The sequence below is a fragment of the Vibrio sp. HB236076 genome, from assembly GCF_040957575.1.
In the GTDB taxonomy this organism is placed as follows: Bacteria; Pseudomonadota; Gammaproteobacteria; order Enterobacterales; family Vibrionaceae; genus Vibrio.
Window position 1 is genome coordinate 804,307 of record NZ_CP162601.1, and the last position, 23,930, is coordinate 828,236.

The following is a 23,930-nucleotide window of genomic DNA, read 5'->3' on the forward strand; positions in this document are numbered from 1 at the left end:
CACAACTTATTGAGCTTGAACGCGCAGTTCCGATGCGCTTCGACTTTGGTGACCAAGTAATGTGTTGAGATCCGCCGCTTTGGGTTTGATCAAGTAAAATTGTGGGATCCACTGATCAAAGTTAACGAGGATATCAAGTGCGTGGTCAGAGCCTGTCTCATCATGATGTTCAGCAATTAAGCCACGTAAGTGTTCTTGGTGAATCGGCAACTCCGAAAGCGAAATCGCTTCAACCGACTCATTGTTGACTCGACCTGAGAAGTCTTGGTGCGCATCAAGCACGTAGGCAAACCCGCCGGTCATCCCTGCACCAAAGTTCACCCCAGTACTGCCAAGTATCGCAACAATACCGCCAGTCATGTATTCACACGCGTTGTCGCCAGCACCTTCAATAACGGCAATCGTTCCTGAATTGCGCACGCCAAAGCGCTCGCCAGCCGTACCGGCGGCATACAGTTTTCCACCGGTGGCGCCATACAAACAGGTGTTGCCGATGATGGTCGCTTGGTGAGATTTAAACGCCGTTCCAACATGAGGGCGAATGACGATTTTACCGCCCGCCATGCCTTTTCCGACATAATCGTTAGCGTCACCAGTTAGGTAAAGCTCAACGCCGCCGGCATTCCAAACCCCAAAGGACTGTCCGGCAGTCCCGTCGAGGTTGATGCGAATCGGTGACGCTGCGACGCCGCCGTTGCCATAGCGTTTGGCCACTTCACCCGATAGGCGAGCGCCAACCGAACGATCGGTGTTGAGCACGCGATAGAACAAGTCAAGTGATTGTTGTGCTTCGACCGCTTCAATCGCATCATCGAGGATCGTTTGGTTGAGTTTAGCGTCATCAAATGGCTTGTTGGGCTGTGTCCAATAAAGCGGATGTCCCTCAGGTGAGATCGGCGCTTCAAGGATGTGTGACAGATCCAACTTGCTTTGCTTCGCCGTCATCCCTTCGATTACCTCGAGTAAGTCAGTACGGCCAATCAAGTCGGTGAGTTTTTCAACGCCAAGCTCAGCGAGCAGCTCGCGCACTTCGTCAGCAAGGCCGGTAAAGTAATTGACCACCATTTCTGGTAAGCCTTTAAAGTAGTCACGTCTTAGGGTTTCATCTTGGGTGGCCACCCCGGTTGCACAGTTGTTGAGATGGCAAATACGCAAGAATTTACAGCCCATGGCGACCATAGGGGCCGTGCCAAAGCCAAAGCTTTCCGCACCCAGGATAGCCGCTTTGACGACGTCGAGCCCGGTTTTAAGCCCGCCGTCGACTTGCAGGCGGATCTTGTGACGCAGGCCATTGGCCACCAAAGCTTGTTGCGTTTCAGCTAGGCCGAGTTCCCATGGGCTACCGGCGTATTTTACCGATGTCAATGGGCTGGCTGCTGTCCCGCCGTCGTAACCGGAAACGGTGATCAAATCGGCATAGGCTTTGGCCACACCGGTGGCGATGGTGCCCACGCCCGGTTCAGAAACCAGTTTGACCGAGACCAGAGCATTGGGGTTGACCTGTTTTAAGTCAAAGATCAATTGCGCCAAATCTTCAATCGAGTAGATGTCGTGGTGTGGCGGCGGTGAAATCAACGTCACTCCTGGTACCGAGTGGCGCAAACGAGCAATTTCAGCCGTGACTTTGTGACCGGGAAGCTGGCCGCCTTCACCGGGTTTCGCGCCTTGTGCGACTTTAATTTGCAGCACATCGGCATTGGTCAGGTAATGCGGCGTCACCCCAAAGCGGCCCGAGGCAACTTGTTTGATTCGCGAGTTGCGCTCGGTACCAAAGCGCTGTGGGTCTTCACCACCTTCGCCTGAGTTGGAATAACCGCCAAGACGGTTCATCGCCGCGGCGAGTGCTTGGTGCGCTTCTGGGCTTAATGCACCGATCGACATCGCGGCAGAATCAAAGCGTTTGAACAGCTCAGTACTCGGTTCGATTTGCTCAAGTGGCAAGCTCTGTTCGGCTTTTTTGAGCGTCATCAAATCGCGTAAGGTTGCGACAGGGCGCTGGTTTACGTGTTTGGCATAGGTGCGATAATCTTGTGGTTCACCACTTTTTACCGCGGTTTGGAGTGAACTGACCACATCGGGGTTGTAAGCGTGGTATTCACCGCCATGAACGTATTTTAGCAAGCCGCCGTGTTCGAGGGTTTTGCGTTTGGTCCAAGCGCGTTTTGACAGGTTAAACATGTCTTGTTGGAAGTCGCTAAACGTCGCCCCTTGAATGCGACTTGCGACCCCTCTAAAGCACAGATCGACCAAATCTTGGCTAAGGCCAACCGCTTCAAAGAGCTGAGAGCAGCGATAAGAGGCAACCGTTGAGATGCCCATTTTCGACATGATCTTGTAAAGGCCTTTGTTGATGCCTTGCTGGTAGTTTTGCAGTGCGACGTGGAAGGTTTTATCGATAGCACCATCGTCGACCAATTTCGCGAGCGCTTCGTAGGCTAAGTATGGGTATACTGCCGTCGCGCCAAAGCCGAGCAACACGGCAAACTGGTGCGGGTCGCGGGCTGTGGCGGTTTCCACTATGATGTTGGCATCACAGCGCAAGTTGGCATCAATTAAGCGAGTGTGAATCGCGCCCACCGCCATGGCGGCTGGGATAGGGAGCTTGCCTTTGGTGATGGCTCGGTCTGACAGTACCACCAAGACGGTGCCTTCGCGCACGAGTGCTTCCGCTCGCTCACAGAGATTGACAATCGCTTGCTCAAGATCGCTCTCTTGCGGGTCAAAGTTGATGTCTAAAATCGTGTGGCGATAGTGCTCGTCTTCTAATTGCAGCAACTGCTGTAAATCAGAGTACAAGAGTACGGGAGAGTCAAACGTGACGCGGTGAGCGTGGCCGTCAGTTTCGTTGAACACGTTCATTTCTTGACCGATCGAGGTGGCCAGCGACATCACGTGCTTTTCGCGCAGCGGGTCAATCGGTGGGTTGGTCACCTGAGCAAATTTTTGACGGAAGTAATCCGTGATTAAGCGCTCTTTAGAAGACAGCACGGCCATTGGCGTGTCATCGCCCATCGACCCCACGGCTTCTTGGCCCAGGTCGGCGACCACGCGCAAGACTTGATCGACTTCTTCGTTCGTCATGGCGAATTGTTTTTGATACGTGCGCAAGGTGTCGACGTCGAAGTCCCGCTCGCCAATTTGGTCTTCTGGAATTTCAGAGAACGGGATTAATTGACGAACGTTTTTCGCCATCCATTCTTTGTAAGGGTGACGGCTTTTTAGGTCGTTATCAATTTCATCAGAGCTCCACAACTTGCCTTTACGCGTGTCGATGACCAAGAGTTCCCCTGGGCCGACGCGGCCTTTTTTCGCCACTTCATCGGGGGCGTAATCCCAAATACCGATTTCAGAAGCGAGAGTGATGAGCTTGTCTTTGGTGATCACATAGCGCGCTGGGCGCAAGCCATTGCGGTCGAGGTTACAGGCGGCGTAGCGGCCGTCGGAAAGTACGATCCCCGCTGGGCCGTCCCAAGGTTCCATGTGCTTGGAGTTAAAGTCGTAAAACGCGCGCAGGTCTTCATCCATATCAGGGTGATTTTGCCACGCTGGCGGCACGAGCATACGCATCGCTCGGAACAGATCCATCCCGCCAGATAAAAACAAATCTAACATGTTGTCTAGGCTTGATGAGTCAGAGCCGGTTTCGTTGACAAACGGCGCAGCACTTTGCAAGTCAGGCAAAAGTGGCGAGCTAAATTTGTAACCACGCGCTCTTGCCCATTGACGGTTGCCTTGAATGGTATTGATTTCACCATTGTGCGCTAGGTAGCGGAAAGGCTGTGCCAGTGGCCAGCGTGGCTGGGTGTTGGTTGAAAAGCGTTGGTGGAATAGGCAAATAGCCGATTCCATACGCAAATCCGCGAGGTCAACGTAGAATCGCGGTAAATCTGCAGGCATACACAAGCCTTTATAGACAATGACTTGTGTCGATAAACTACAGATGTAAAAGTCTTGATCATCCGTGAGTTGTTTCTCGATGCGGCGACGAGCAATATAGAGGCGACGCTCGATATCGCGCTCACGCCACCCCGCGGGAGCGGAGACAAAGACTTGTTGAATGTTGGGCAGCGAGTCGGCGGCAATTGGGCCGAGGACTGACGGGTTGGTTTTGACTTCACGCCAACCTGAGATGGTCAGCGTTTCTTGCGTTAGCTCGTGATTGATGATGTCTTTGGCCGCTTGCGATTTGATCGGATCACGGCTTAAAAAAATCATACCGATAGCGTATTGCTTACCTAGGGTAAATCCTTGCTCTTCAGCGATCAATCGCAAGTAAGAGTCGGGTTTTTGTAACAATAGGCCACAGCCATCGCCCGTTTTACCATCGGCTGCTATACCGCCGCGGTGGGTCATGCGGTCTAGCGCTGATATTGCGGTGCGAACTAATTTGTGACTGGGTTGTCCTTCCATGTGGGCGATGAGACCGAACCCACAGTTGTCTTTTTCAAGACGAGGATCATAAAGAGCCATTGCAATTCTCCCTTTGCTTCTCTGCGTTCCAGCAAGAATCCATTCCTATATCCTTGTGGAACGAATAATAATGACTAACTATGCTGTATTTTTGGCATTATTCTAGATAGTTATTCTATAAACGTGGAAATAATTTCTCGTGTATTAGATGATTATTTTTATGGACCTCACAAACTAATCGTAAATAGCGCAAAGGTCAAGCACCATAGTAAAAATATTACTACAAGTTAGCAAAGAAAATGCTGGTTTTTTATTTGTTTAAAATCAATGATTTATATTTTTGTCTTTTATTGGGGTATCAATAGGTGAGGAAAATCATTCACTTCTGACCCTGTTTGGGCGATAACCTGGTTGTTGTGCATCGCGTTTATCACCTTTGTTGCACGAGTTCTGGCATTGCAGTGCGACATCGGTAGGCAAAATCACTCTGAGGTTGTGCGCTTCCCTTTACTGGCGACGGATGATAAGGCGTAACGCGCTCAATATCGCTCTAGCGACCATCAAATGATGGCGGTATTTACGGCTTGTGGTTATTTTCCTACTCTTGTCATCTCGGCGTGTGGTTAACCGTGTTTTCTGTTGGCGATGGCTTGTCGCAAGGGCGGGGAGCGTGTTTGACGGGCGGCAAATATCAAGCGGTTTAGAGTGCCTACCTCAAAGTACCCTATGGATGTTGTACAATCAGCATAGAGGGTGGCGATGTCGCGCCGTTAAACCGAATTACTTAGGATGTGGAAGCGTAAATGAAACCAATGAAAAACCTCGCGCAGTATTACGTTGACTTGCTGGTCAAGCTTGGATTAGTGCGCTTTTCTCTTTTATTGGCCTTGGCGTTAATTGCTTTGGCGGTGGTGGTTCAAGTTGGGATCACCTTGGCGCTGCAAGGCAGTGTGCACGACATCGATATTGTGCGCTCGGCGTTTTTTGGTCTGTTGATCACCCCCTGGGCGGTGTATTTTTTGTCTGTGGTCGTCGACCAGCTCGAAGAGTCACGGCAACGACTGGCATTGCTGGTGGAAAAGCTCAATCAAATGCGCGATCGCGATCAGAAGCTCAATCAACAGCTGCATGAGAACATTGAGCAGTTAAATCAGGAAATCGAAGCTAAGATCAAGGCCGAAAAGTCTCGCCAACAAGCGATGAAAGATTTAGAGCAAGAAGTCAAACACCGCGAAAGAACCCAAGAGGAATTGGCCGAACACACCGCTTTGATGCGTTCGTTCATCGATGCGTCGCCAGATTTAATTTATTACCGCAATGCACAAGGGGTGTTTTCCGGGTGTAACCGCGCCATGGAAGAGCTGACTGGGCACAGTGAACAGGCGTTGGTTGGCCTAACCCCGCGCCAAGTCTATGGCGATGAAGTGGCGGAACCCATCATTGAAACCGACCAGCAAGTGTTTCGTTCTAATCAAGCCATTACCTACGAGCAATGGTTGCAATACCCCGATGGCCGCAAACACTATTTCGAAATTCGCAAAGTGCCTTTTTACAGTCACGAAGGCCAGCACTTGGGGTTGATGGGCTTTGGGCGAGATATTACGGAGCGCAAACACCACGAGGAGTCCCTTGAGCAGGCGAGCCGGGATAAAACCACCTTCATTTCCACCATTAGCCATGAGTTGCGCACACCGCTTAACGGTATTGTTGGGTTAAGTCGTATGTTGCTCGACTCTTCATTGACCGCCGAGCAGCGTAAACAGATGCAGACCGTTTACGTCAGTGCAGTGACCTTAGGACATATTTTTAACGACATCATTGATATGGATAAATTTGATCGGCGCAAATTAGAGTTGTATCCCGAAACGGTGATGGTTGAAGATTTTGTCAGTGAGATTGAAAGCCTCGCGGGATTAATGGCGGGCCAAAATGGATTGCGATTTGATCTGGAGCGTCTATCGCCCTTGCCAGCGGCCATTTTGATCGACAGTACTCGGCTAAGACAGGTGATTTGGAACTTGATCAGCAATGCGATGAAATTCACCCAAGAAGGGGGCGTGGTGATGACGGTCCTGGCCGAGCCACAAGGGCAATCGGTCGATTTGACGATTGAAATTGAAGATACCGGCGTCGGTATTCCGGCCGAAGAGTTAGAAAAGATCTTTGCCATGTATTACCAAGTGAAATCGACGGAAGACAATTTACACGCCGTTGGTACTGGAATAGGTCTTGCGGTATCGCAGCAACTGATGCAATTAATGGGCGGAGACATCAGTGCCAGCAGTGAGTTGGGGTTTGGCAGTACCTTTACCTTGACGCTCAATGCCCCGGTGGTGGATGAGGGCAGTATACGTCAAGATGTCCCTCTTGCTCAGCCATCATTGGCGATATTTATGGTGGAAGACATCGCCTTAAACATTACAGTGGCTTGCTCGTTATTGGAGAGCTTAGGGCATCAAGTCACCGTGGCCATGTCCGGTCAAGAGGCCATTGATGCCTTTGAGCCCGATAAATATGACTTAGTGCTGTTGGATATTCAATTGCCCGATATGACAGGGTTTGATGTCGCGCAGTATTATCGCCAGCACTATGACGCTTTGCCGCCTTTGGTCGCCTTAACCGCGAACGTTTTGAAAAATAAACGCGAGTATTTAGACCAAGGCATGGATGAAGTGATCAGCAAACCACTCGCGGTACAAGCAATACAAACCGTGATCAGCCGTTGTATTGCCCAAGACGCCTCTATGGCGATGGCCTCTGCGCCACTGACAAAGGCAAAAAGTGAATCGGCAATGCCCGTTGCCCCGTCATCCCAAGTCGATCAGCAAGAGTTTGAACGGGTATTGGATCTGAGTATGTTAACCGCGTATGTCGACATTGTCGGGACTGAGCCGGTGTATCAAAGTTTGAGTATTTTTGAAGAGATGATGGGCGAGTACCTCGAGATTCTCGACTCTAATATCCTGGCCAACGATCAAGATGGGGTGGTGTCTCAAGCGCATAAAATAAAAGGGGCGGCAGGGTCGATAGGGTTGCAGCACATTCAGCATTTAGCTCAGTTAGCACAATCGCCAGAGCACCCAGCGTGGTGGGAAAATTTGCCGGATTGGGTCGAGGAAATAAAAACCGAATACCGCTACGATCTGAAGGTATTAAAGCAGTGGTTACAAGGCCGGGACGATGCCAAGTAAATTAAGCTCCAAGGTGATAAAGGTAGGCACGCTACTCGCAGTGTGCGCTTGGTTAGGGGCGTGTAGCCCAACGCGGCCTCTTGTCGATCCCTCGCCGAGTACGCCAAGCGGCGAATCGGTATGGCAAGGAGCGGATCAGATTCAACTGGGTCAAAGCCAGATATCGCTAAACAGTACCTTTTGGTATGACACTTTGCCAGTCATTGGCGAAGTCGGTATCACATCTCACCATGATATTGAGGGGGAGTTGGGCTTAGTCTCATCGCAAGACATTGCCACTGAGCTTGGCGTTACTGTCATTCGTATTCAACAAGGCGAAAATCAATGGACACTCAGCAAGCCGCATTATTTCCTGAACCGCGCCTTGCCGTACCGCTGGGTTATAGAGGTTCATTGGCCTTGGTTGGCGGGGTTTGACTTGGATAGGCAATTTAACCTCGCGGTGGAAATTGCCTATCAAGATCAGCGTTATTGGCTGGTGAACCATGGCGTTAAGTTAGCCTTGATCCACTGAACGTCCGTTGTGGGGCAAAGGACAAGCGAAGACCAATCTCACGCTTTTTTCTGCGCTATCACAGGCCACAGACGTCATCAGATTGGTGTTACTAACTGTCTAAGTCGCCACAAAAGCGGTAACCTTCACCGTGAATGGTGGTGATGATTTCCGGCGTGCCAGGGACCGATTCAAAGTGTTTGCGAATGCGGCGAATGGTGACGTCAACGGTGCGATCGTGCGGTTTGAGCTCTCGACCGGTCATCTTGAGTAACAACTCTGCGCGAGTTTGAATTTTGCCTGGGTTTTCACAAAAGTGAATCATGGCGCGAAATTCGGAGCGGGGCAACTTGTAGCTCTCACCTAATGGGTTGAGCAAGGTACGACTGTTGATATCCAGTGTCCAGCCGTTGAAGGTGTATTTTTCAACATTGACTTTCGGTTGCGGTGCAGGGGCTTCTGACATCGAGCGGCTCAACAAATTGCGCGCGCGAATGGTCAGCTCTCGTGGGTTAAACGGTTTGGTAATGTAATCATCTGCGCCAATTTCTAAACCGAGGATCTTGTCGACTTCGTTGTCACGACCGGTGAGAAACATCAAAGCGACATTGGCTTTTTCTCGTAATTCGCGGGCGAGCAGTAAACCGTTTTTACCGGGGAGGTTGATGTCCATGATCACTAAGTTAATGGCGTGATTGGATAAACTGACGTGCATTTCTTCGCCGTCAGTTGCCTCGAAGACCTGATAACCTTCTGCTTCAAAAATACTTTTTAAAGTATTGCGAGTCACTTGCTCGTCTTCCACGATAAGGATTTGTGGGGTTTGCATTTGTGGTTCCTAAATCTAAGATAAAAGCGTTGCTTAAGAACATCGCGGCCAGAATTAACCTGGAGTGTCCATTCTTGCGCTTTTGTCACCACGTCCAAGTTAAGGGCGACGAAGCGGTTAACGTTTCTGTTGCTGGATATTCTTGTGAGAATTGTAATCTTTATGCCATCGCGATGACCCAAAGGTTACAAATCGTTCGGTTTTGGATTCTAGTATCTTAACACCTTGCTAACAATGGATAAAAGCTTATTCACGCAACTTTGTTGATTTGCATCAAGTGATAAAAAAGGTGGATTTAGCCGTCGTTATGCATCGCGTTGAGGCTTACTATTAATGTTATTAACTTGTTTGCATAAAAAGGGAAGCACATTTCAGTATGAATCTCGTCGAGGATCATGCAAGATAGTCGTAGAGGTTGAGTGGTAAGCCTAAACCACGCAATCAATAGTTTAGTTTCAAGGAGGACACATGCAAGACATAACCCCAGATATTTGTGATCAATATGGTGATCAGGTCAAATTACTCAACTTGCCATTATCGAGTTTTGGTCAGCGAGTGGCATTTTGGGGAGAGGTGGTGACGGTTCGCTGTTATCACGACAACTCAAAAGTAAAAGAAGCGATCGGCCAACCTGGGCAAGGTAAAGTCTTGGTTGTGGATGGCAATGGTTCTTGTCAGCACGCCTTGATCGGCGATCAAATGGCCATTGAAGCCATAGACAATGGCTGGGAAGGCATTGTGATTTTTGGGGCGTTAAGAGATGTCGCCCAACTCGCCCAAATGGACATTGGTATTCAAGCCTTGGGGACTTGCCCTTTTAAAACCCATCGTCGTGGCACGGGCGCCATGAATGTCCCGCTGACCATGAATAATCAAATTGTCGTACCGGGCAGCTATCTTTATGCCGATTGGAATGGCATCTTACTTAGCGATACCCCATTAGACTTTACCTTGTAGGTACTCCCTCTGTCGCTGTCGGTGATCAAGCAAGTAAGAAAGAGAGAGGAAGAGGCGGTTAAAATCGAAAGCCTATCCCAACAGCGATGGCTTGTTCGATGTTCTGATAGTCGTAGGTGGCGTGTAAATCCAGCGTCTCTGTCAGTTGGTAGCGACTGCTCAGTTCAGCCGACAGCAGCTGAGTTTTTTCGGTGTCGTTGACAGAGTCGTGCGCTTGCCATTGACGGTGTAACACACTGTCGATGGAAAGCGCTGGCGTCAATTGATAGCGCACACCACTGAGCAATCCCTGAGCGCCTCTGTTTTGCGAATGCTCTAGACGGGTGGCAAAAACAAAGTCGACATTGTCGAGAATCGGATAGCGATAGCCGGTATCAATGCGCCATTCATCGAACTCTTCAACCAGATTACCGTGTATGTAGAGTTTTTGTTGCGCCGTCGATGTCGATGTCGTTGATAGTACCGGTGGCTTGAGGGCTGAAAAGGGCCAAAAGTCGATTTCAGGCCATTGCGCACATGCCACTGAAGGCATGCAAAGGAGCATGGCCAGCCACCAAGTCTGTATGCTGCATTGTTTTGTCATAGGCTACCCACTGCAAAGTAACACTGAGATTCCATTCAACGCCCCGGTGAAGCTGTGGTTTATTGTGTTATCATTGGCCACAGACTTAATCAGACTGATATAAATTATCACCGCTGGGCGTTTGTCCTTTGTTGTCGTTTTTATTCTCTGGTTGATTCAACCTCAATCAGGAGGCGTGTAACTCGCGATGCCGCTTAGTCAGATTGAGGCCGTTCTCTGCGTTTTAGCGCTGTGGCAACGTTTATTCTCTTTCACTTCGCTGTCTCGCATCCCCCTGCGATTTCAGAGCACCACACTCGTGTCACCAAACCGATTGACACTAGCGACGTGCGCTTGCTTGTTGAGGGGGTCATTGACTTAATTATAGCGGCAAATTCTGGCTAGGTTAAAAAATGTTCACCTCAGTCGCTGTTCTCTTTGTTCACCGTCAACACCGGGGGGCATGATGTGTCTTTTTAAGCCATTGGCATTCATTTACGCACAAACTCGATAAAAATAAACTTTTTATTGACTATTTGTGGCTTTTTCGGTAAACGTAGTGTCAGAGATTACGACAGACACAGTAGATGAATTGATGACTTATCAGCTTAGCCTAGCAATGACAACGATTATTATTACCGACATCGCGCATGTTGGGGCAGGCTGCTAAGCGCAAAAAATAAACTAAGGCCTGTATCCCACAAGATACGGGCCTTTTTTTTATCGTCAAATTGCGATGAGAATTCTCTCAACTTTAGAGCTTATACGGGTAAATCTGCCGCTAAACCCAAAAAGAGGTTATTGTGCGAAGGGGTTTTGCTCGAATGTTGTTCAATAAGTAAAACGATAAGTAAAGAACGAGTTAATTAAATAGACAGGTTACAGAATTTTTAAATTGGAGGAAGGGATGCGAGTTCTTAAATTTGGAGGGTCTTCGCTAGCCGATGCGGACCGATTTTTACGCGCAGCCGATATCGTGGCAAATACCGCTCAACAAGGTGAGGTGTCTGTGGTGCTGTCTGCACCTGGAAAAACCACCAATAAATTAGTCGCGATCATTGAGTCAGCACTCGAGAAACAAGATTGTGAAAGCGCGATTTCAGAACTAAACACTTCCTTTATTGAGTTGTTCGATCGCGTCGAAGCACAGGTTGGCCCGTTAGATCGCGAGACCTTTGCTGGGGTCGTGCAACAAGTGATTGGCCAACTGCGCCAATTTGTGCAAGGGATTCATTTACTGGGCATGTGTCCAGACCACGTCAATGCGCGCATTATCAGCAAGGGAGAAAGAGTCTCTATTCAGTTGATGAAGGCCGTATTGGATGCCAAAGGTCGCCAAACCTTCCTGATTGACCCAGTTAAATATCTCTTGGCGAAAGGGCCGTATTTAGAGTCGATGGTGGATGTCGACGCATCAACCGCGCGTTTTGTCGCAGAGCCGTTACCACATGGCCATATTGCCATTATGCCTGGGTTTACCGCTGGTAATGCTCAGGGCGAATTGGTGACCTTGGGCCGCAATGGCTCGGATTACTCTGCCGCCGTTTTAGCCGCGTGTTTGCGCGCTGAGTGTTGTGAAATTTGGACCGATGTCGATGGCGTTTACAATTGCGATCCGCGTTTGGTCGACGATGCGCGTTTGCTTAAGTCACTCAGTTACCAAGAAGCGATGGAGTTGAGTTACTTTGGCGCCTCGGTATTGCACCCTAAAACCATTGCCCCGATTTCGCGTTTTCAAATTCCGTGCTTAATTAAAAACAGTTTTAACCCGCAAGGACCTGGAACCTTGATCGGCCAAGATACCGGTGAAGACAAGTTGCCAATCAAAGGCATTACCACGCTCAACCAGTTGACCATGGTCAATATTTCTGGCCCGGGTATGAAAGGCATGCTGGGTATGGCGAGCCGCGTATTTAGCAGTATGTCTGCGGCGGGCGTCTCGATTGTGTTGATCACTCAATCGTCGTCTGAATACAGCATCAGTTTTTGTATCGAAGCGCAAGATAAAGTACGTGCACAAACGGCCTTAGCGGACGCCTTTGAACTCGAATTAAAAGAAGGCTTACTCGAGCCGGTTGATTTTGTCGATAATGTTGCCATTGTGACTTTGGTTGGGGATGGCATGCGCACTTCTCGCGGTGTTGCGGCGAAGTTCTTTTCCTCGCTTTCCGAAGTCAGCATTAACATCATTGCGATTGCTCAGGGCTCGTCAGAGCGCGCGATCTCTGCGGTTATCCCTGAAGACAAGGTCTCTGAAGCGATCAAAGCGTGTCACGAAAACTTGTTCAATTCCAAGCTGTTCCTCGATGTCTTCGTGGTCGGTCTTGGCGGCGTGGGCGGCGAGTTAGTCGACCAAATTCAACGTCAACAAGAGAAGTTAGCGCGCAAAGGCATCGTGATTCGCGTGTGTGGCTTGGCGAACAGTAAAGGGGTGCTACTCGACAGTGCCGGCGTGCCTTTAGACAATTGGCGCGACCGTTTAGGTAGCATCAGTGAGCCTTTCACCATTGAGCGTTTGGTGTCTTTGGTACAACGCAACCACATTATTAACCCTGTACTTGTCGATTGTACCGCCAGCGCGGATATTGCGGAGCAATACGTTGACTTCCTCGCCGCTGGTTTCCACGTTGTAACGCCAAACAAAAAAGCCAATACCGCCAGCATGGCGTATTACCAACAGTTGCGTGCAACAGCGAGACAATCACATCGCAAATTGATGTACGAAACGACGGTTGGCGCCGGTCTACCCGTGATCGAGAACTTGCAAAACCTTATCTCTGCCGGTGATGAGTTGGAACGCTTTAGCGGTATTTTATCCGGTTCTTTGTCGTACATCTTTGGCAAGTTAGACGAAGGCATGACCCTGAGTGAAGCCACCTTGGTTGCCAAAGAAAATGGCTTTACCGAGCCAGACCCTCGCGATGATTTGTCTGGGATGGACGTCGCTCGTAAGTTGCTTATTTTGGCGCGTGAGTCGGGACTGTCACTTGAGCTAGACGATGTCGAAGTCGTGCCTGCCTTGCCACCGGGTTTTGATGCCTCAGGATCCGTTGAGGACTTTTTAACGCGTCTACCACAAGCTGATGCCTACTTTAAAGAGCAAGCGGCTCAAGCAGCAGAGCAGGGGAAAGTCTTGCGTTATGTCGGTGAAATTGCCGATGGCAAATGCCAGGTCAGCATTCAAGCGGTCGATGGCAATGATCCTATGTTTAAAATCAAAGACGGCGAAAATGCGCTCGCCTTCTACAGCCGTTACTATCAACCGATTCCGTTGGTTCTGCGCGGCTATGGCGCCGGTACCGAGGTGACGGCGGCCGGTGTCTTTGCCGATGTCATGCGTACTTTAGGTTGGAAGTTAGGAGTGTAATGATGGAAAACAACAGACCTGAAGTCGTGGTGTATGCACCGGCATCGATTGGCAATGTCAGCGTGGGGTTTGATGTATTGGGGGCCGCGGTGTCCCCCATTGATGGCACCCGCCTAGGCGATGTTGTCAAAGTCAGTGCTGGGCAAGAGCCATTTACCTTGACGACACAAGGCAGTTTCGTCGATAAACTGCCCACCGAAACCAAAGACAATATTGTTTACGACTGTTGGCGAGTCTATGTTCGTGAGTTAGAAAGCAAAGGGCTCGATGCCTTGCCGGTCAGTATGACGTTAGAGAAAAACATGCCGATTGGTTCAGGGTTAGGTTCAAGTGCTTGTTCTATCGTTGCGGCACTTGATGCGTTGAATCAATTCCACGGTAACCCGCTAGACGAAACTGAGTTGTTGGCGTTGATGGGCGAAATGGAAGGTCAAATTTCAGGTGGTGTGCATTACGATAACGTGGCACCTTGTTATTTGGGTGGCGTACAACTCATGATAGAATCGCAAGGGATCATCAGCCAATCTGTGCCTTGCTTTGATGAGTGGTATTGGGTCATGGCCTATCCGGGCATTAAGGTCTCGACAGCAGAAGCGCGCGCGATTTTACCTGCTCAGTACCGTCGCCAAGATATTATTGCACATGGGCGCAATTTAGCCGGTTTCATCCACGCGTGCCACACCAATCAACCACAGCTCGCGGCGTCGATGATCCAAGACGTGATAGCCGAACCGTATCGCGAAAAACTATTGCCAGGTTTTGCTGAGGCGCGCAGCTTTGCCAAAAGCGCAGGGGCACTTGCTACAGGGATTTCAGGCAGTGGCCCGACCTTGTTTAGCGTGTGTCAAGAGGCCAAAGTCGCCCAGCGCGTCGCTCAATGGCTTGAGCAAAACTACGTACAAAATGAAGAAGGTTTTGTCCACGTTTGTCGCTTAGACAAGCAGGGCTCACAAATGACAGGAAGCAGGAAGTAAGCGATGAAGCTGTACAACATAAAAGAACAAGACGAACAAGTCTCATTTGGCCAAGCGGTGCGCCAGGGGTTAGGTCGCAATCAGGGCTTGTTTTTCCCAGAGCAATTGCCAAAGTTTGATGATATCGATGCCTTGCTCGGCTTGGATTTTAAAGCGCGTAGCAGCAAAATCTTGTCAGCGTTAATTGGTGACGAGTTGAGTGAAACGACGGTTTCACAAATGGTTGAGGAGGCCTTCCAATTCAATGCGCCGATCAAAGCGGTTGAAGAGGGCGTTTACGCGTTAGAGCTTTTCCATGGCCCAACGTTGGCCTTTAAAGATTTTGGTGGCCGCTTTATGGCACAGTCTTTGGCCGCGGTATCTGAAGGTGGACAAATTACCATTCTTACCGCCACTTCGGGTGATACCGGGGCAGCGGTTGCTCATGCCTTTTACGGGATGGAAAACATCAATGTGGTCATCTTGTATCCCAAAGGCAAGATCAGCCCATTACAAGAAAAACTCTTCTGCACCTTGGGCAAAAACATCCACACGGTGGCTATCAATGGCGATTTTGATGCTTGCCAAGCCTTGGTGAAGCAAGCGTTTGATGACAGTCAATTGCGTCAAGACATCGGTTTAAACTCAGCCAACTCAATCAACATCAGCCGTTTGATGGCACAGATTTGCTATTACTTCGAAGCGGCGTCACAGATGAGTGCCGAAGAGCGCGAAAATCTGGTTATTTCAGTACCAAGTGGTAATTTTGGCAACTTAACGGCTGGCCTCTTAGCTAAAGCATTGGGACTGCCGGTAAAACGCTTTATTGCGGCCACCAATGTCAATGATACGGTTCCTCGTTATCTACAAACCGGAGAGTGGGCACCTAAGCCGACGATTGCCACTATGTCAAATGCAATGGACGTGAGCCAACCCAATAACTGGCCGCGTATTGAAGAGCTCTGTCAGCGCCTAGGTTGGGGTCTTGAGACCCTAGGTAAAGGCGCGGTGACCGACGAGCAAAGCGCTCAGTCCGTTCGCGACTTGCATCAAGCGGGTTATTTGTGTGAGCCGCATGGCGCCATTGCTTATCGCACCCTAGTCGAGCAACTTAACGAAGGTGAAACGGGATTGTTTTTGTGTACCGCTCACCCAGCTAAATTCAAAGATGTGGTTGATGATATCTTAGGCGCAGATATCGATTTGCCTGCTCCGCTTGCCAAGCACGCTGCGATGGATCTTTTGTCTGAAGATCTCGACGCCGATTTTGAGGCATTGAAAGCGGTGTTGTACCGAGTTCAGCCGTAATCGCACTAGGCCTTTTGGTTAAAAAAACGGCGCCCCGGTGGGCGCCGTTTTTATTGGCACAAAAGCAGCAAAGACCTTATACCAATCTAACTAAATAGCTGGTCACCCTAGCTGGTTAAAAAACTCGATAACGTCGTTAAGAAAATAATCTGTAGAGCAACGACTAACTGTATTTTCTTGCCTTGTTCTCAAGCTTGATTCTGCACTATCATTGACCACATACTTAATCAGATTGGTATGATTTCACGGTATTATTACAGGGAGTCGGTAAAAGTGCGCGCAACGACATCGCGTTGCTGCTCTGGGGTTAGTGAATTGAATCGCACCGCATAGCCCGATACTCGAATGGTCAACTGTGGGTATTTCTCGGGGTGGTCGATGGCATCGAGCAGGGTTTCGCGTTTTAACACGTTGACGTTGAGGTGTTGTCCCCCTTCGACTCTCACCGGTTGCTCGACGCTAACAGGCCGGCTGGTGTATTGTCTGAGTGTTTCTAGCGGCAATGTTTGTTCGATTTGATCTTCCTGTGCAGCGGCGACGCAGCGACCGATTTGGCGCTGGTTGTCCACTAACCATACCGAATTGAGCAAGGCCAGATCACTGGCTTGAGTAATTTGTAAAGCTTGAATCATAGCGCACCCATTGCGTTGTTTGACAGTGTGGTTAGGTATAACCGAAAAAGGCTCAACCTCTGTTGATGTATATCAAAAAAAGGGCGGCTATCTGAAATGATGATTCTCTTTTTTTGTGCAGCCCATTCACCCTCTTTGTGCGCAAGGGCGAGCAGGACCAACAAGTGCGTAAGGCGTTGTTATTGACTTTGTCTTTATAAGGCATTGATTGATTATTAGATTTATTTTTATCGATAAAATTAAAAAAGTGGCATTATTCTTTCATAGGAAAAAAGGTGTGTTGTTGTCCTATCAGAGGTGATTATTATGGCTGTTTCTCGTCCTGCTCTTCCTGTCCCCCATCGTCAAATTACTGGCCGCGGTCATCATCGAACGCCGCAACGTCATTAATCTCTGTCTCACCTGCGCGCGGGTTTATGTCCATCTCATTAAATAGCGGGTCACTATAGCGGGTTAAAAAGCTCGATAACAACGTTATGAAAAACAATGGTAGAAAGACGGCTCACTGTCTTTTCTTGCTTTGTTTCACGCTTTTATCTTGCGCTATTATGGATAAACGATTTAATCAGATGGGGATAACAGGCCCGCGCTTTGACGGTGAGTACCCTATGCAGGTTAATGGTGTTGATTAGTATCTTGTTATACTAGAGCGGTAGTATGCCTGTGTCCGGCTGTGTTTTTCGATGGCTATCAGATTGCGCTGAGGCGAAGTACCTTAGTGATGTAATTTTTGTTAGGATCCCCTAAACTGAAATCAATCAAATGACTTATAGGGGCTCGTCTTGTCGCATTATTCTTGGGAGCAATTTTTTGATTCCGTCCAACAACAGGATTATTACCCGCAAATTTTGAATTTTGTCGCTGAGCAGCGCGCGCAAGGTAAAGTGGTCTTTCCGCCACAAAGCGATGTCTTTAATGCGTTTCACTCGACGCCATTTGAAAAAATCAAAGTGGTGATCTTAGGTCAAGACCCTTACCACGGCAAAGACCAAGCGCACGGTTTGTGCTTTTCTGTTCGCCCCGGGATCAAACCGCCACCTTCTTTAGTCAATATCTACAAAGCGTTAGTCGACGATATCGACGGCTTTGAAACGCCTACGCACGGCTATTTACAGTCTTGGGCAACACAAGGGGTGTTTATGCTCAACACGGTGTTAACGGTAGAGCAGGGCAAAGCGCACTCTCACGCTAAATGTGGTTGGGAGCGCTTCACTGATCAGGTGATTGACTGCATTAATGATAAGCAAAGCGGGGTGGTCTTTTTACTGTGGGGGGCGCATGCGCAAAAAAAAGGCCGTATGATTGATACCGAGAAACACTGTGTGTTGAGTGCGCCGCACCCGTCCCCTTTGTCCGCCCACCGCGGTTTTTTTACCAGTCGACCTTTTTCAAAGGCCAATGCGTACTTACAGGCTCAGGGAAAGCAAATCATCGATTGGCGCTTACCCCGTCTGGCAACGGATCTTGAGCCGTCATCTGACGCGAACACATTGCTCTAAAAGTGAGTGGTAAAAAGGGCGTGTGACGTTTTGCGCCAAGGTGCGACGTTGCCTTGTTCGTTTTGCCCTAGATGACAACAATCGAGAGTGCGCACGGGTTGTTGAGAACTATGGCTTATTGAGAACTATGGGGTTTCGAGCCACTCTCGACGGTCGAGAGACAAGACGCGATTGATACGTTGGACGTTTGATACGTTAGGCGTTGATAATGACAAATGGGTGAGAAGAAGAAAGAGGCGTTAATGAGGCTTTAAGCCCCAACGAGGCTTAAAGCCATGGGAGTGGTTGTTAGAGTTCTATGTCGTCGAGAGAATATTCACCGCCCATATCGAGCTCTCTCAGTTCCTTGAGTAGATTGCGACGATCATTCATTGCTTCGATCTCGCGCCATTTACGCTTCACCGGTTTAGAACGGGTACGGCGTGGGGTTTCATAATCAAAATCCAACAAGTCATTCAATTGGATGCCATCCATAAGCCACCTCTCTTTATTAAACTCTTGATTTATTGTGTTACAGCCCGAGCATAACTGGGCTTTGTTGCGTATTTGTGTCTATTCCGTGACGTTTAAAAGTAAATAAGCAACGTCTTTATACTAGTCGAAAGCAAAATTAAAAACCAAGTATTGCGAAAAGGAAATGTTGTAATATCTCGTTGAGATCTCATTATTTCTTCATCTTAAATGAGTATGTTATCCAAACCTTGGCTTCAAAAGCACAGGCGATTGGCGATAAAATTGCGCTTTTAAGTGTTATGTTTCATATTGATTTTTGTGGTGTGTCATTGCATTATCCCGCGGTCAAAAAAACGCAGTATCATAAAATGGAAGCACGATGCGATATTTATAACCATAATTGCTTGAACTTTTAGCTGTTCTTAACCCTTTTGACACATAACAGGCAATTTTATATGGAAGGGCATGGAGCACGTACTGCGCCACTCACTTTGAGGAACTTATGACAGACTTAGTCAATTTAATGAACGACCTTTTATGGGGATCTATCCTTATTTATCTTTTGGTTGGCGTGGGAATATTTTTTACTTTTCGTTTAGGCTTTATCCAAATTAGGCACTTTACTCACATGTTTAGTGTGTTAAAAAATAGCCGTAAAGCCGACAAATCCGGTATTTCGTCGTTTCAGGCCTTGTGTACCAGTTTGGCTGCCCGAGTGGGAACCGGCAATATGGCTGGGGTGGCAGTGGCCATTACCCTAGGCGGTCCTGGTGCCATTTTTTGGATGTGGGTTGTCGCCGTGGTGGGTATGGCGACGGCGTTTGCAGAAAGTACATTAGCGCAACTCTACAAAACAAAAGACAGTGATGGGAATTTTCGTGGCGGCCCAGCCTATTATATGGAAAAGGGCCTTGGCATGCGTTGGATGGGCTCGCTGTTTTCTGTTTTGCTGTTGATCGCCTTTGGGTTCGTATTTAATGCGGTACAAGCCAATTCGATTGTCAATGCGATGGAAACCGCGTTTGGTTGGAACAACCTTTATGTCGGTATTGTGATCGCCGTATTAGCGGGTATCGTTATTTTTGGTGGTATTAAGCGCATCGCGAAAACCGCCGAGCTCATTGTTCCGGTGATGGCGTTAATTTACTTAGCGATCGCGGTGAGTATTTTATTGCTCAACATCAATAAGCTGCCTGATGTCTTGACGTTGATCTTTGCCAATGCCTTTGGTTTTAAAGAGGTGGCCGCCGGTGGTTTGGGCTATGCCATTGCACAAGCGGTCCTCAATGGGGTGAAACGCGGCCTGTTTTCCAATGAAGCGGGAATGGGGTCGGCGCCAAATGCCGCGGCAGCTGCAACGCCATACCCTCCTCATCCCGCCTCGCAGGGCTACGTACAAATGATGGGGGTGTTTGTCGATACTATCGTGATTTGTAGCTCAACCGTGGCGATTATTTTGATGTCCGGTGAGTATGTGCCACACGGTGAGATCACTGGGATTGAATTAACGCAAGCCGCGTTGAGCTCTCAAGTGGGCGACTGGGGCAGTACCTTTATCGCGGTAGCCATTTTCTTTTTTGCCTTTACCTCTATTATTGCCAATTACTCTTATGCCGAGACCAACTTATTGTTCTTAGAGCGCAAAGGAAAAGTAGGGATTGTCTTTTTCCGCTTTGCTGTTTTGGCGATGGTTATTTTTGGCTCTGTGGCGTCACTGCCTGTGGTGTGGGGACTGGCTGATGTTTCGATGGGATTAATGGCGATTGTCAACTTAGTGGCGATCTTGTTGCTGTCGGGCATCTGTGTCAAATTGGCCAAAGACTATAATTTGCAGCTTAAGCAAGGCAAAGTTCCGACCTTTGATATCAAAAATTACCCAGAGCTTGAGTCACAAATTGAACCGGGAATTTGGGGTAAAAAAGACACGACGGAGTAATATCAACAAGCCATACGCGAGTCGTATGGCTTTTTTTATTAGGCCACGCGACACTGACAATTCATGGCTATTGAATCAATATGTAAAGTCATAGAGACAGCGCCGCGGTTTTTGAGTACCCTTATCGCTATAATTTTCGCTGAAGCGAAGCGTTAGTGAACGGTGTACCGAGTAGGAAGATATATGCTAATTGTTGTTTCCCCCGCTAAGACCTTGGATTATGAGTCTCCATTGGCGACAGAGAAATATTCTCAGCCTGAACTGATCGAACATTCAAAGCAATTGATTGACGTTTGCCGACAGTTGACCCCAGCCGACATTGCCACCTTGATGAAAGTCAGCGACAAGATTGCCTCGCTCAACGTTGCTCGCTTTGCCGAGTGGAGTGAAACCTTTAGCCCAGAGAACGCTCGCCAAGCAATTTTGGCTTTTAAAGGGGATGTCTATACCGGCCTTGATGCTCAGAGCTTAAGCGAAGCCGATTTTGACTATGCCCAGCAACATCTTCGCATGCTATCGGGCTTGTATGGCCTGCTAAAGCCGTTAGACCTAATGCAAGCGTACCGCCTGGAGATGGGGACCAAGCTAGATAACCCACGCGGCAGTAACCTTTATCAATTCTGGGGTGATATTATCACGGATAAGCTTAATCAAGCGTTGGCAGATCAAGGTGACAACGTGCTGATTAACTTGGCGTCAAACGAGTATTTTAAAGCCGTCAATAAAAAAACCTTGGACGGCCAGATCATTACTCCGGTGTTTAAAGACCAAAAAAATGGTCAATACAAGGTCATCAGTTTTTATGCCAAAAAGGCGCGTGGCATGATGGCGCGTTACATCATTGAAAACCGTATCGAGTCTGTGGCTCAACTGACTGAGTTTGATGTGGCCGGGTATTACTTTGCCAGTGACGAGTCGTCGCCAACGGAGTTAGTCTTTAAGCGCGAAGAGCAATAAACCGCGCTAATAAAGAAAAGCCGCATACGAGATGCGGCTTTTTTTATGGCGATTACTTTTTCTTTTTTACTTTGCTTTTGGCTTTTTTCTTTACGGCGTCACTTTTGACTTTTTTCTTTTTCTTAAAAGTCGGCTTTTTGTGCTGAGGACGCAAGCCGTCGATGTAGCGCTCTTTGATCTCTTCTTTGCAGTAGCGGGCCACTCGTTCAATCATGGGTTGATCATGGGCTTCGACCAATGAAATCGCGTTGCCCTTTTTACCCGCGCGCGCAGTACGACCGATGCGGTGTAAGTAAACATCCGCACTGCGTGGCATGTCGTAGTTAATGACATAGCCAATGTCTGGTAAGTCAATACCACGCGCGGCGACGTCCGTCGCCAAGAGTATTTTGACTTCACCATCGCGAAAGCGTCGAATGGCATTGTTGCGACGGTCTTGCGGCATCTCACCTTGTATCCATGCACATTGGCACTGCCAGCTTTCTAATGTCGCGCGAAGTTCGGCGAGAATGTCTCGTGTTTTTACGAAGATGATTGTGCGCTCTTCATGGCTGGTTAACAATTGGCGCAACATTGCGTTTTTGTGCGCTTTATTGTCGGCACGGTGATACCACTGGGTGATTTTTTTACGCTCTCTGCGCGACGGTTCAGCGTCAATATTGGCTGGGTCTTTTAACAAATCTTGGCAAAAACCATCGACGCCTTTGCCTTCCAATGTGGCAGAAAACAACAGCGTTTGTTTGCGCCAGCGACATTCGTTAGACAGTTTGTCGACCGTCGGACCAAAGCCCATGTCGAGCATGCGATCCGCTTCGTCGAGAATTAACCACTCAATCGCACGGCAATCAAAACGCTCAGCTTGGATGTATTCGATCAATCGGCCTGGGGTGGCGACAATGATGTCTTGAGTCGCGGCGAGGATATCGGCGTGATCTTGATATTGAACACCGCCGGTAATGGTCGCTACGTTCAGGTTAGTATGGCAGGCAAGGGCTTTGGCTTGATCGGCAATTTGCATCGCTAACTCTCGAGTTGGCGTTAAGATCAAAATACGCGCAGGCCCGGGTTTGCGACGCGGAAAATCGAGCAGGTATTGCAACGCGGGCAATACAAAAGCGGCGGTTTTTCCTGTCCCTGTTGGGGCTGATGCCATGACATCACGGCCGTCTAAGGCGGCGGGAATGGCTTGAGATTGAATAACGGTTGGGCGCTCGAAGTTCATGGCTTCAATAGCGCTCAACAGAGCGTGGTCTAGCTCTAATTCGGCAAAGGATCTGATCAAAGTAAGTCTCCACACTCAAAAATCAGTCAAAAATGGAGGCGCATTATATCGACTCTGTTAATGAGTTTACAGATGATTTACGCCATCTTTAAATAAAATTCACGGGTTAGCTCTGTAAAGGCGGCGGTGTACTGGTTCTCATGCCTTATATTCAATGTGGTTTCGCTGATCCTTGTTTGTCGTTGATGACTAAACTCGAGCAATCGGCGAGTGACGGGTTTGTGTTGCTCTGCGCGCACTAAGCACTCTCGAGTGAGATGCAAGCCTTGCTGTTGCATTAAGCGCGTAAACGCTAGCCCCTCATTAGCGGGCAAAATAAAGTGCGCGAGTCCTTGTTCTGCCAATAATTCGGCGGTTTTTTGCGCCAAACGCTGGTGATCGAGGCTTTGCGTATGTCGAGCCAGGGCACGTTGGTGGTTTTGCGCGCTTACGCCGCTGTTAAAATAAGGCGGGTTGCAAATAATGCGTTCAAAGCGGCGATCGAACTGAGCACTTAGTACATCTTGTTGCGCCGCGTGCAAGCGAGTGGCCCAAGGGGAGTGCTGGAAATTGTCGTGCGCTGTTTTCACTGCGTGCTCGTCGATATCAATTGCGTGAATGACGAGCTTTGGGCATTGCTGGGCCAACATCAACGACAGCAGCCCTGTCCCGGTTCCTATGTCTAGAGCACCGCCCTGTTGAGCAGACTCAATACGCCCTGACCATGCGCCAAGTAAGATACCGTCGGTGCTGATAGGCATACCACATTGGCCCTGTTCGACACGAAATTGTTTGCAATGAAAAGCCTTGCGCTGGCGTGGGGGAGTTGTCATGAGGTTGTCGCGATAAAACCCTGATTATACCCCTCACCGAGAAGCGAGGGTAGGGCTTAAGGTCTGTTCGTGAGCACTTTTTATCGACAAACAAGCCCCTGTCTCTGTGATATTAATTTCACTCAATCGGCGGCTCACCCTAGCGGGTTAAAAACTCGATAACGTTGCTAAGAGAATCACTGGTATAATAACGGCTTAGATTATTTTCTTGCCTTTCTCTCACCCTTTTTTTCTGCGCTATCATTGTTCACACACTGAATCAGATAGGTATGACTGTGGTGCGTCAGCT

General features: G+C 48.7%; 16 protein-coding genes. 9 read left to right on the plus strand and 7 right to left on the minus strand.

The genetic code is table 11. The annotated features are described in order from the left end of the window. Positions 1 to 6: 6 nt before the first annotated feature. Complete coding sequence (gene gltB, locus AB0763_RS03580; RefSeq protein ID WP_306101181.1) at positions 7 to 4,470, minus strand: glutamate synthase large subunit; 4,464 nt, start codon at positions 4,468 to 4,470, stop codon at positions 7 to 9. A gap of 743 nt (positions 4,471 to 5,213) precedes the next feature. Here gltB and arcB point away from each other — a divergent pair. Both arcB and AB0763_RS03590 read left to right on the plus strand, forming a co-directional pair. Further along, the gene (gene arcB / locus AB0763_RS03585) at positions 5,214 to 7,601 is read left to right on the plus strand and encodes an aerobic respiration two-component sensor histidine kinase ArcB (RefSeq protein WP_306101182.1); all 2,388 of its coding nucleotides are present in this window, start codon (positions 5,214 to 5,216) and stop codon (positions 7,599 to 7,601) included. Continuing rightward, positions 7,591 to 8,115: a hypothetical protein gene (locus AB0763_RS03590; RefSeq protein ID WP_306101183.1), complete on the plus strand. Its 525-nt coding sequence runs from the start codon at positions 7,591 to 7,593 to the stop codon at positions 8,113 to 8,115. Before arcB ends, AB0763_RS03590 begins: the two co-directional genes overlap by 11 nt. A gap of 91 nt (positions 8,116 to 8,206) precedes the next feature. Here AB0763_RS03590 and arcA read toward each other — a convergent pair whose 3' ends face one another. Further along, positions 8,207 to 8,923, minus strand: coding sequence for a two-component system response regulator ArcA (arcA, locus tag AB0763_RS03595; protein ID WP_306101184.1), 717 nt, complete (start codon positions 8,921 to 8,923; stop codon positions 8,207 to 8,209). Positions 8,924 to 9,391: 468 nt separating this feature from the next. On the opposite strand from arcA, the gene AB0763_RS03600 reads away from it, so the two are divergent. After that, positions 9,392 to 9,880: a putative 4-hydroxy-4-methyl-2-oxoglutarate aldolase gene (locus AB0763_RS03600; protein ID WP_306101185.1), complete on the plus strand. Its 489-nt coding sequence runs from the start codon at positions 9,392 to 9,394 to the stop codon at positions 9,878 to 9,880. A gap of 58 nt (positions 9,881 to 9,938) precedes the next feature. Here AB0763_RS03600 and AB0763_RS03605 read toward each other — a convergent pair whose 3' ends face one another. Beyond that, positions 9,939 to 10,463: a hypothetical protein gene (locus AB0763_RS03605; protein WP_306101186.1), complete on the minus strand. Its 525-nt coding sequence runs from the start codon at positions 10,461 to 10,463 to the stop codon at positions 9,939 to 9,941. A gap of 886 nt (positions 10,464 to 11,349) precedes the next feature. On the opposite strand from AB0763_RS03605, the gene thrA reads away from it, so the two are divergent. Genes thrA through thrC form a run of 3 tightly spaced genes read left to right on the plus strand, consistent with a single transcriptional unit; the run spans position 11,350 to position 16,070 of the window. Then, on the plus strand, positions 11,350 to 13,809 hold the full coding sequence (gene thrA, locus AB0763_RS03610) for a bifunctional aspartate kinase/homoserine dehydrogenase I (protein ID WP_306101187.1): 2,460 nt from the start codon (positions 11,350 to 11,352) through the stop codon (positions 13,807 to 13,809). A 2-nt stretch (positions 13,810 to 13,811) separates the two neighbouring features. Further along, positions 13,812 to 14,783: a homoserine kinase gene (gene thrB, locus AB0763_RS03615; protein WP_306101249.1), complete on the plus strand. Its 972-nt coding sequence runs from the start codon at positions 13,812 to 13,814 to the stop codon at positions 14,781 to 14,783. A gap of 3 nt (positions 14,784 to 14,786) precedes the next feature. Beyond that, positions 14,787 to 16,070 (plus strand): threonine synthase, encoded by a 1,284-nt coding sequence (gene thrC / locus AB0763_RS03620; RefSeq protein WP_306101188.1) that lies wholly within the window; start codon positions 14,787 to 14,789, stop codon positions 16,068 to 16,070. A gap of 254 nt (positions 16,071 to 16,324) precedes the next feature. On the opposite strand, the gene grcA is transcribed toward thrC, so the two are convergent. Next, complete coding sequence (gene grcA / locus AB0763_RS03625; protein WP_306101189.1) at positions 16,325 to 16,702, minus strand: autonomous glycyl radical cofactor GrcA; 378 nt, start codon at positions 16,700 to 16,702, stop codon at positions 16,325 to 16,327. 782 nt (positions 16,703 to 17,484) lie between these two features. Here grcA and ung point away from each other — a divergent pair. Then, positions 17,485 to 18,201 carry a uracil-DNA glycosylase gene (gene ung, locus AB0763_RS03630; RefSeq protein WP_306101190.1) on the plus strand — a complete coding sequence of 239 codons (717 nt, stop codon included), beginning with the start codon at positions 17,485 to 17,487 and terminating at the stop codon, positions 18,199 to 18,201. Between the two features lie 288 nt (positions 18,202 to 18,489). Here ung and AB0763_RS03635 read toward each other — a convergent pair whose 3' ends face one another. Continuing rightward, complete coding sequence (locus AB0763_RS03635; RefSeq protein ID WP_306101191.1) at positions 18,490 to 18,675, minus strand: DUF3545 family protein; 186 nt, start codon at positions 18,673 to 18,675, stop codon at positions 18,490 to 18,492. Positions 18,676 to 19,156: 481 nt separating this feature from the next. Between AB0763_RS03635 and AB0763_RS03640 the strand changes: the two genes are divergently transcribed. Both AB0763_RS03640 and yaaA read left to right on the plus strand, forming a co-directional pair. Further along, entirely contained in the window at positions 19,157 to 20,590 is a 1,434-nt protein-coding gene (locus tag AB0763_RS03640) for a sodium:alanine symporter family protein (protein WP_306101192.1), read from the plus strand. A gap of 183 nt (positions 20,591 to 20,773) precedes the next feature. Next, positions 20,774 to 21,547: a peroxide stress protein YaaA gene (gene yaaA, locus AB0763_RS03645; RefSeq protein ID WP_306101193.1), complete on the plus strand. Its 774-nt coding sequence runs from the start codon at positions 20,774 to 20,776 to the stop codon at positions 21,545 to 21,547. A 52-nt stretch (positions 21,548 to 21,599) separates the two neighbouring features. Here yaaA and srmB read toward each other — a convergent pair whose 3' ends face one another. Together srmB and AB0763_RS03655 are read right to left on the minus strand one after the other, a co-directional pair. Beyond that, positions 21,600 to 22,829, minus strand: a complete 1,230-nt coding sequence (gene srmB, locus AB0763_RS03650; protein WP_306101194.1) for an ATP-dependent RNA helicase SrmB — start codon at positions 22,827 to 22,829, stop codon at positions 21,600 to 21,602. Positions 22,830 to 22,906: 77 nt separating this feature from the next. Continuing rightward, complete coding sequence (locus AB0763_RS03655; protein WP_306101195.1) at positions 22,907 to 23,641, minus strand: tRNA1(Val) (adenine(37)-N6)-methyltransferase; 735 nt, start codon at positions 23,639 to 23,641, stop codon at positions 22,907 to 22,909. Positions 23,642 to 23,930: the final 289 nt, after the last annotated feature.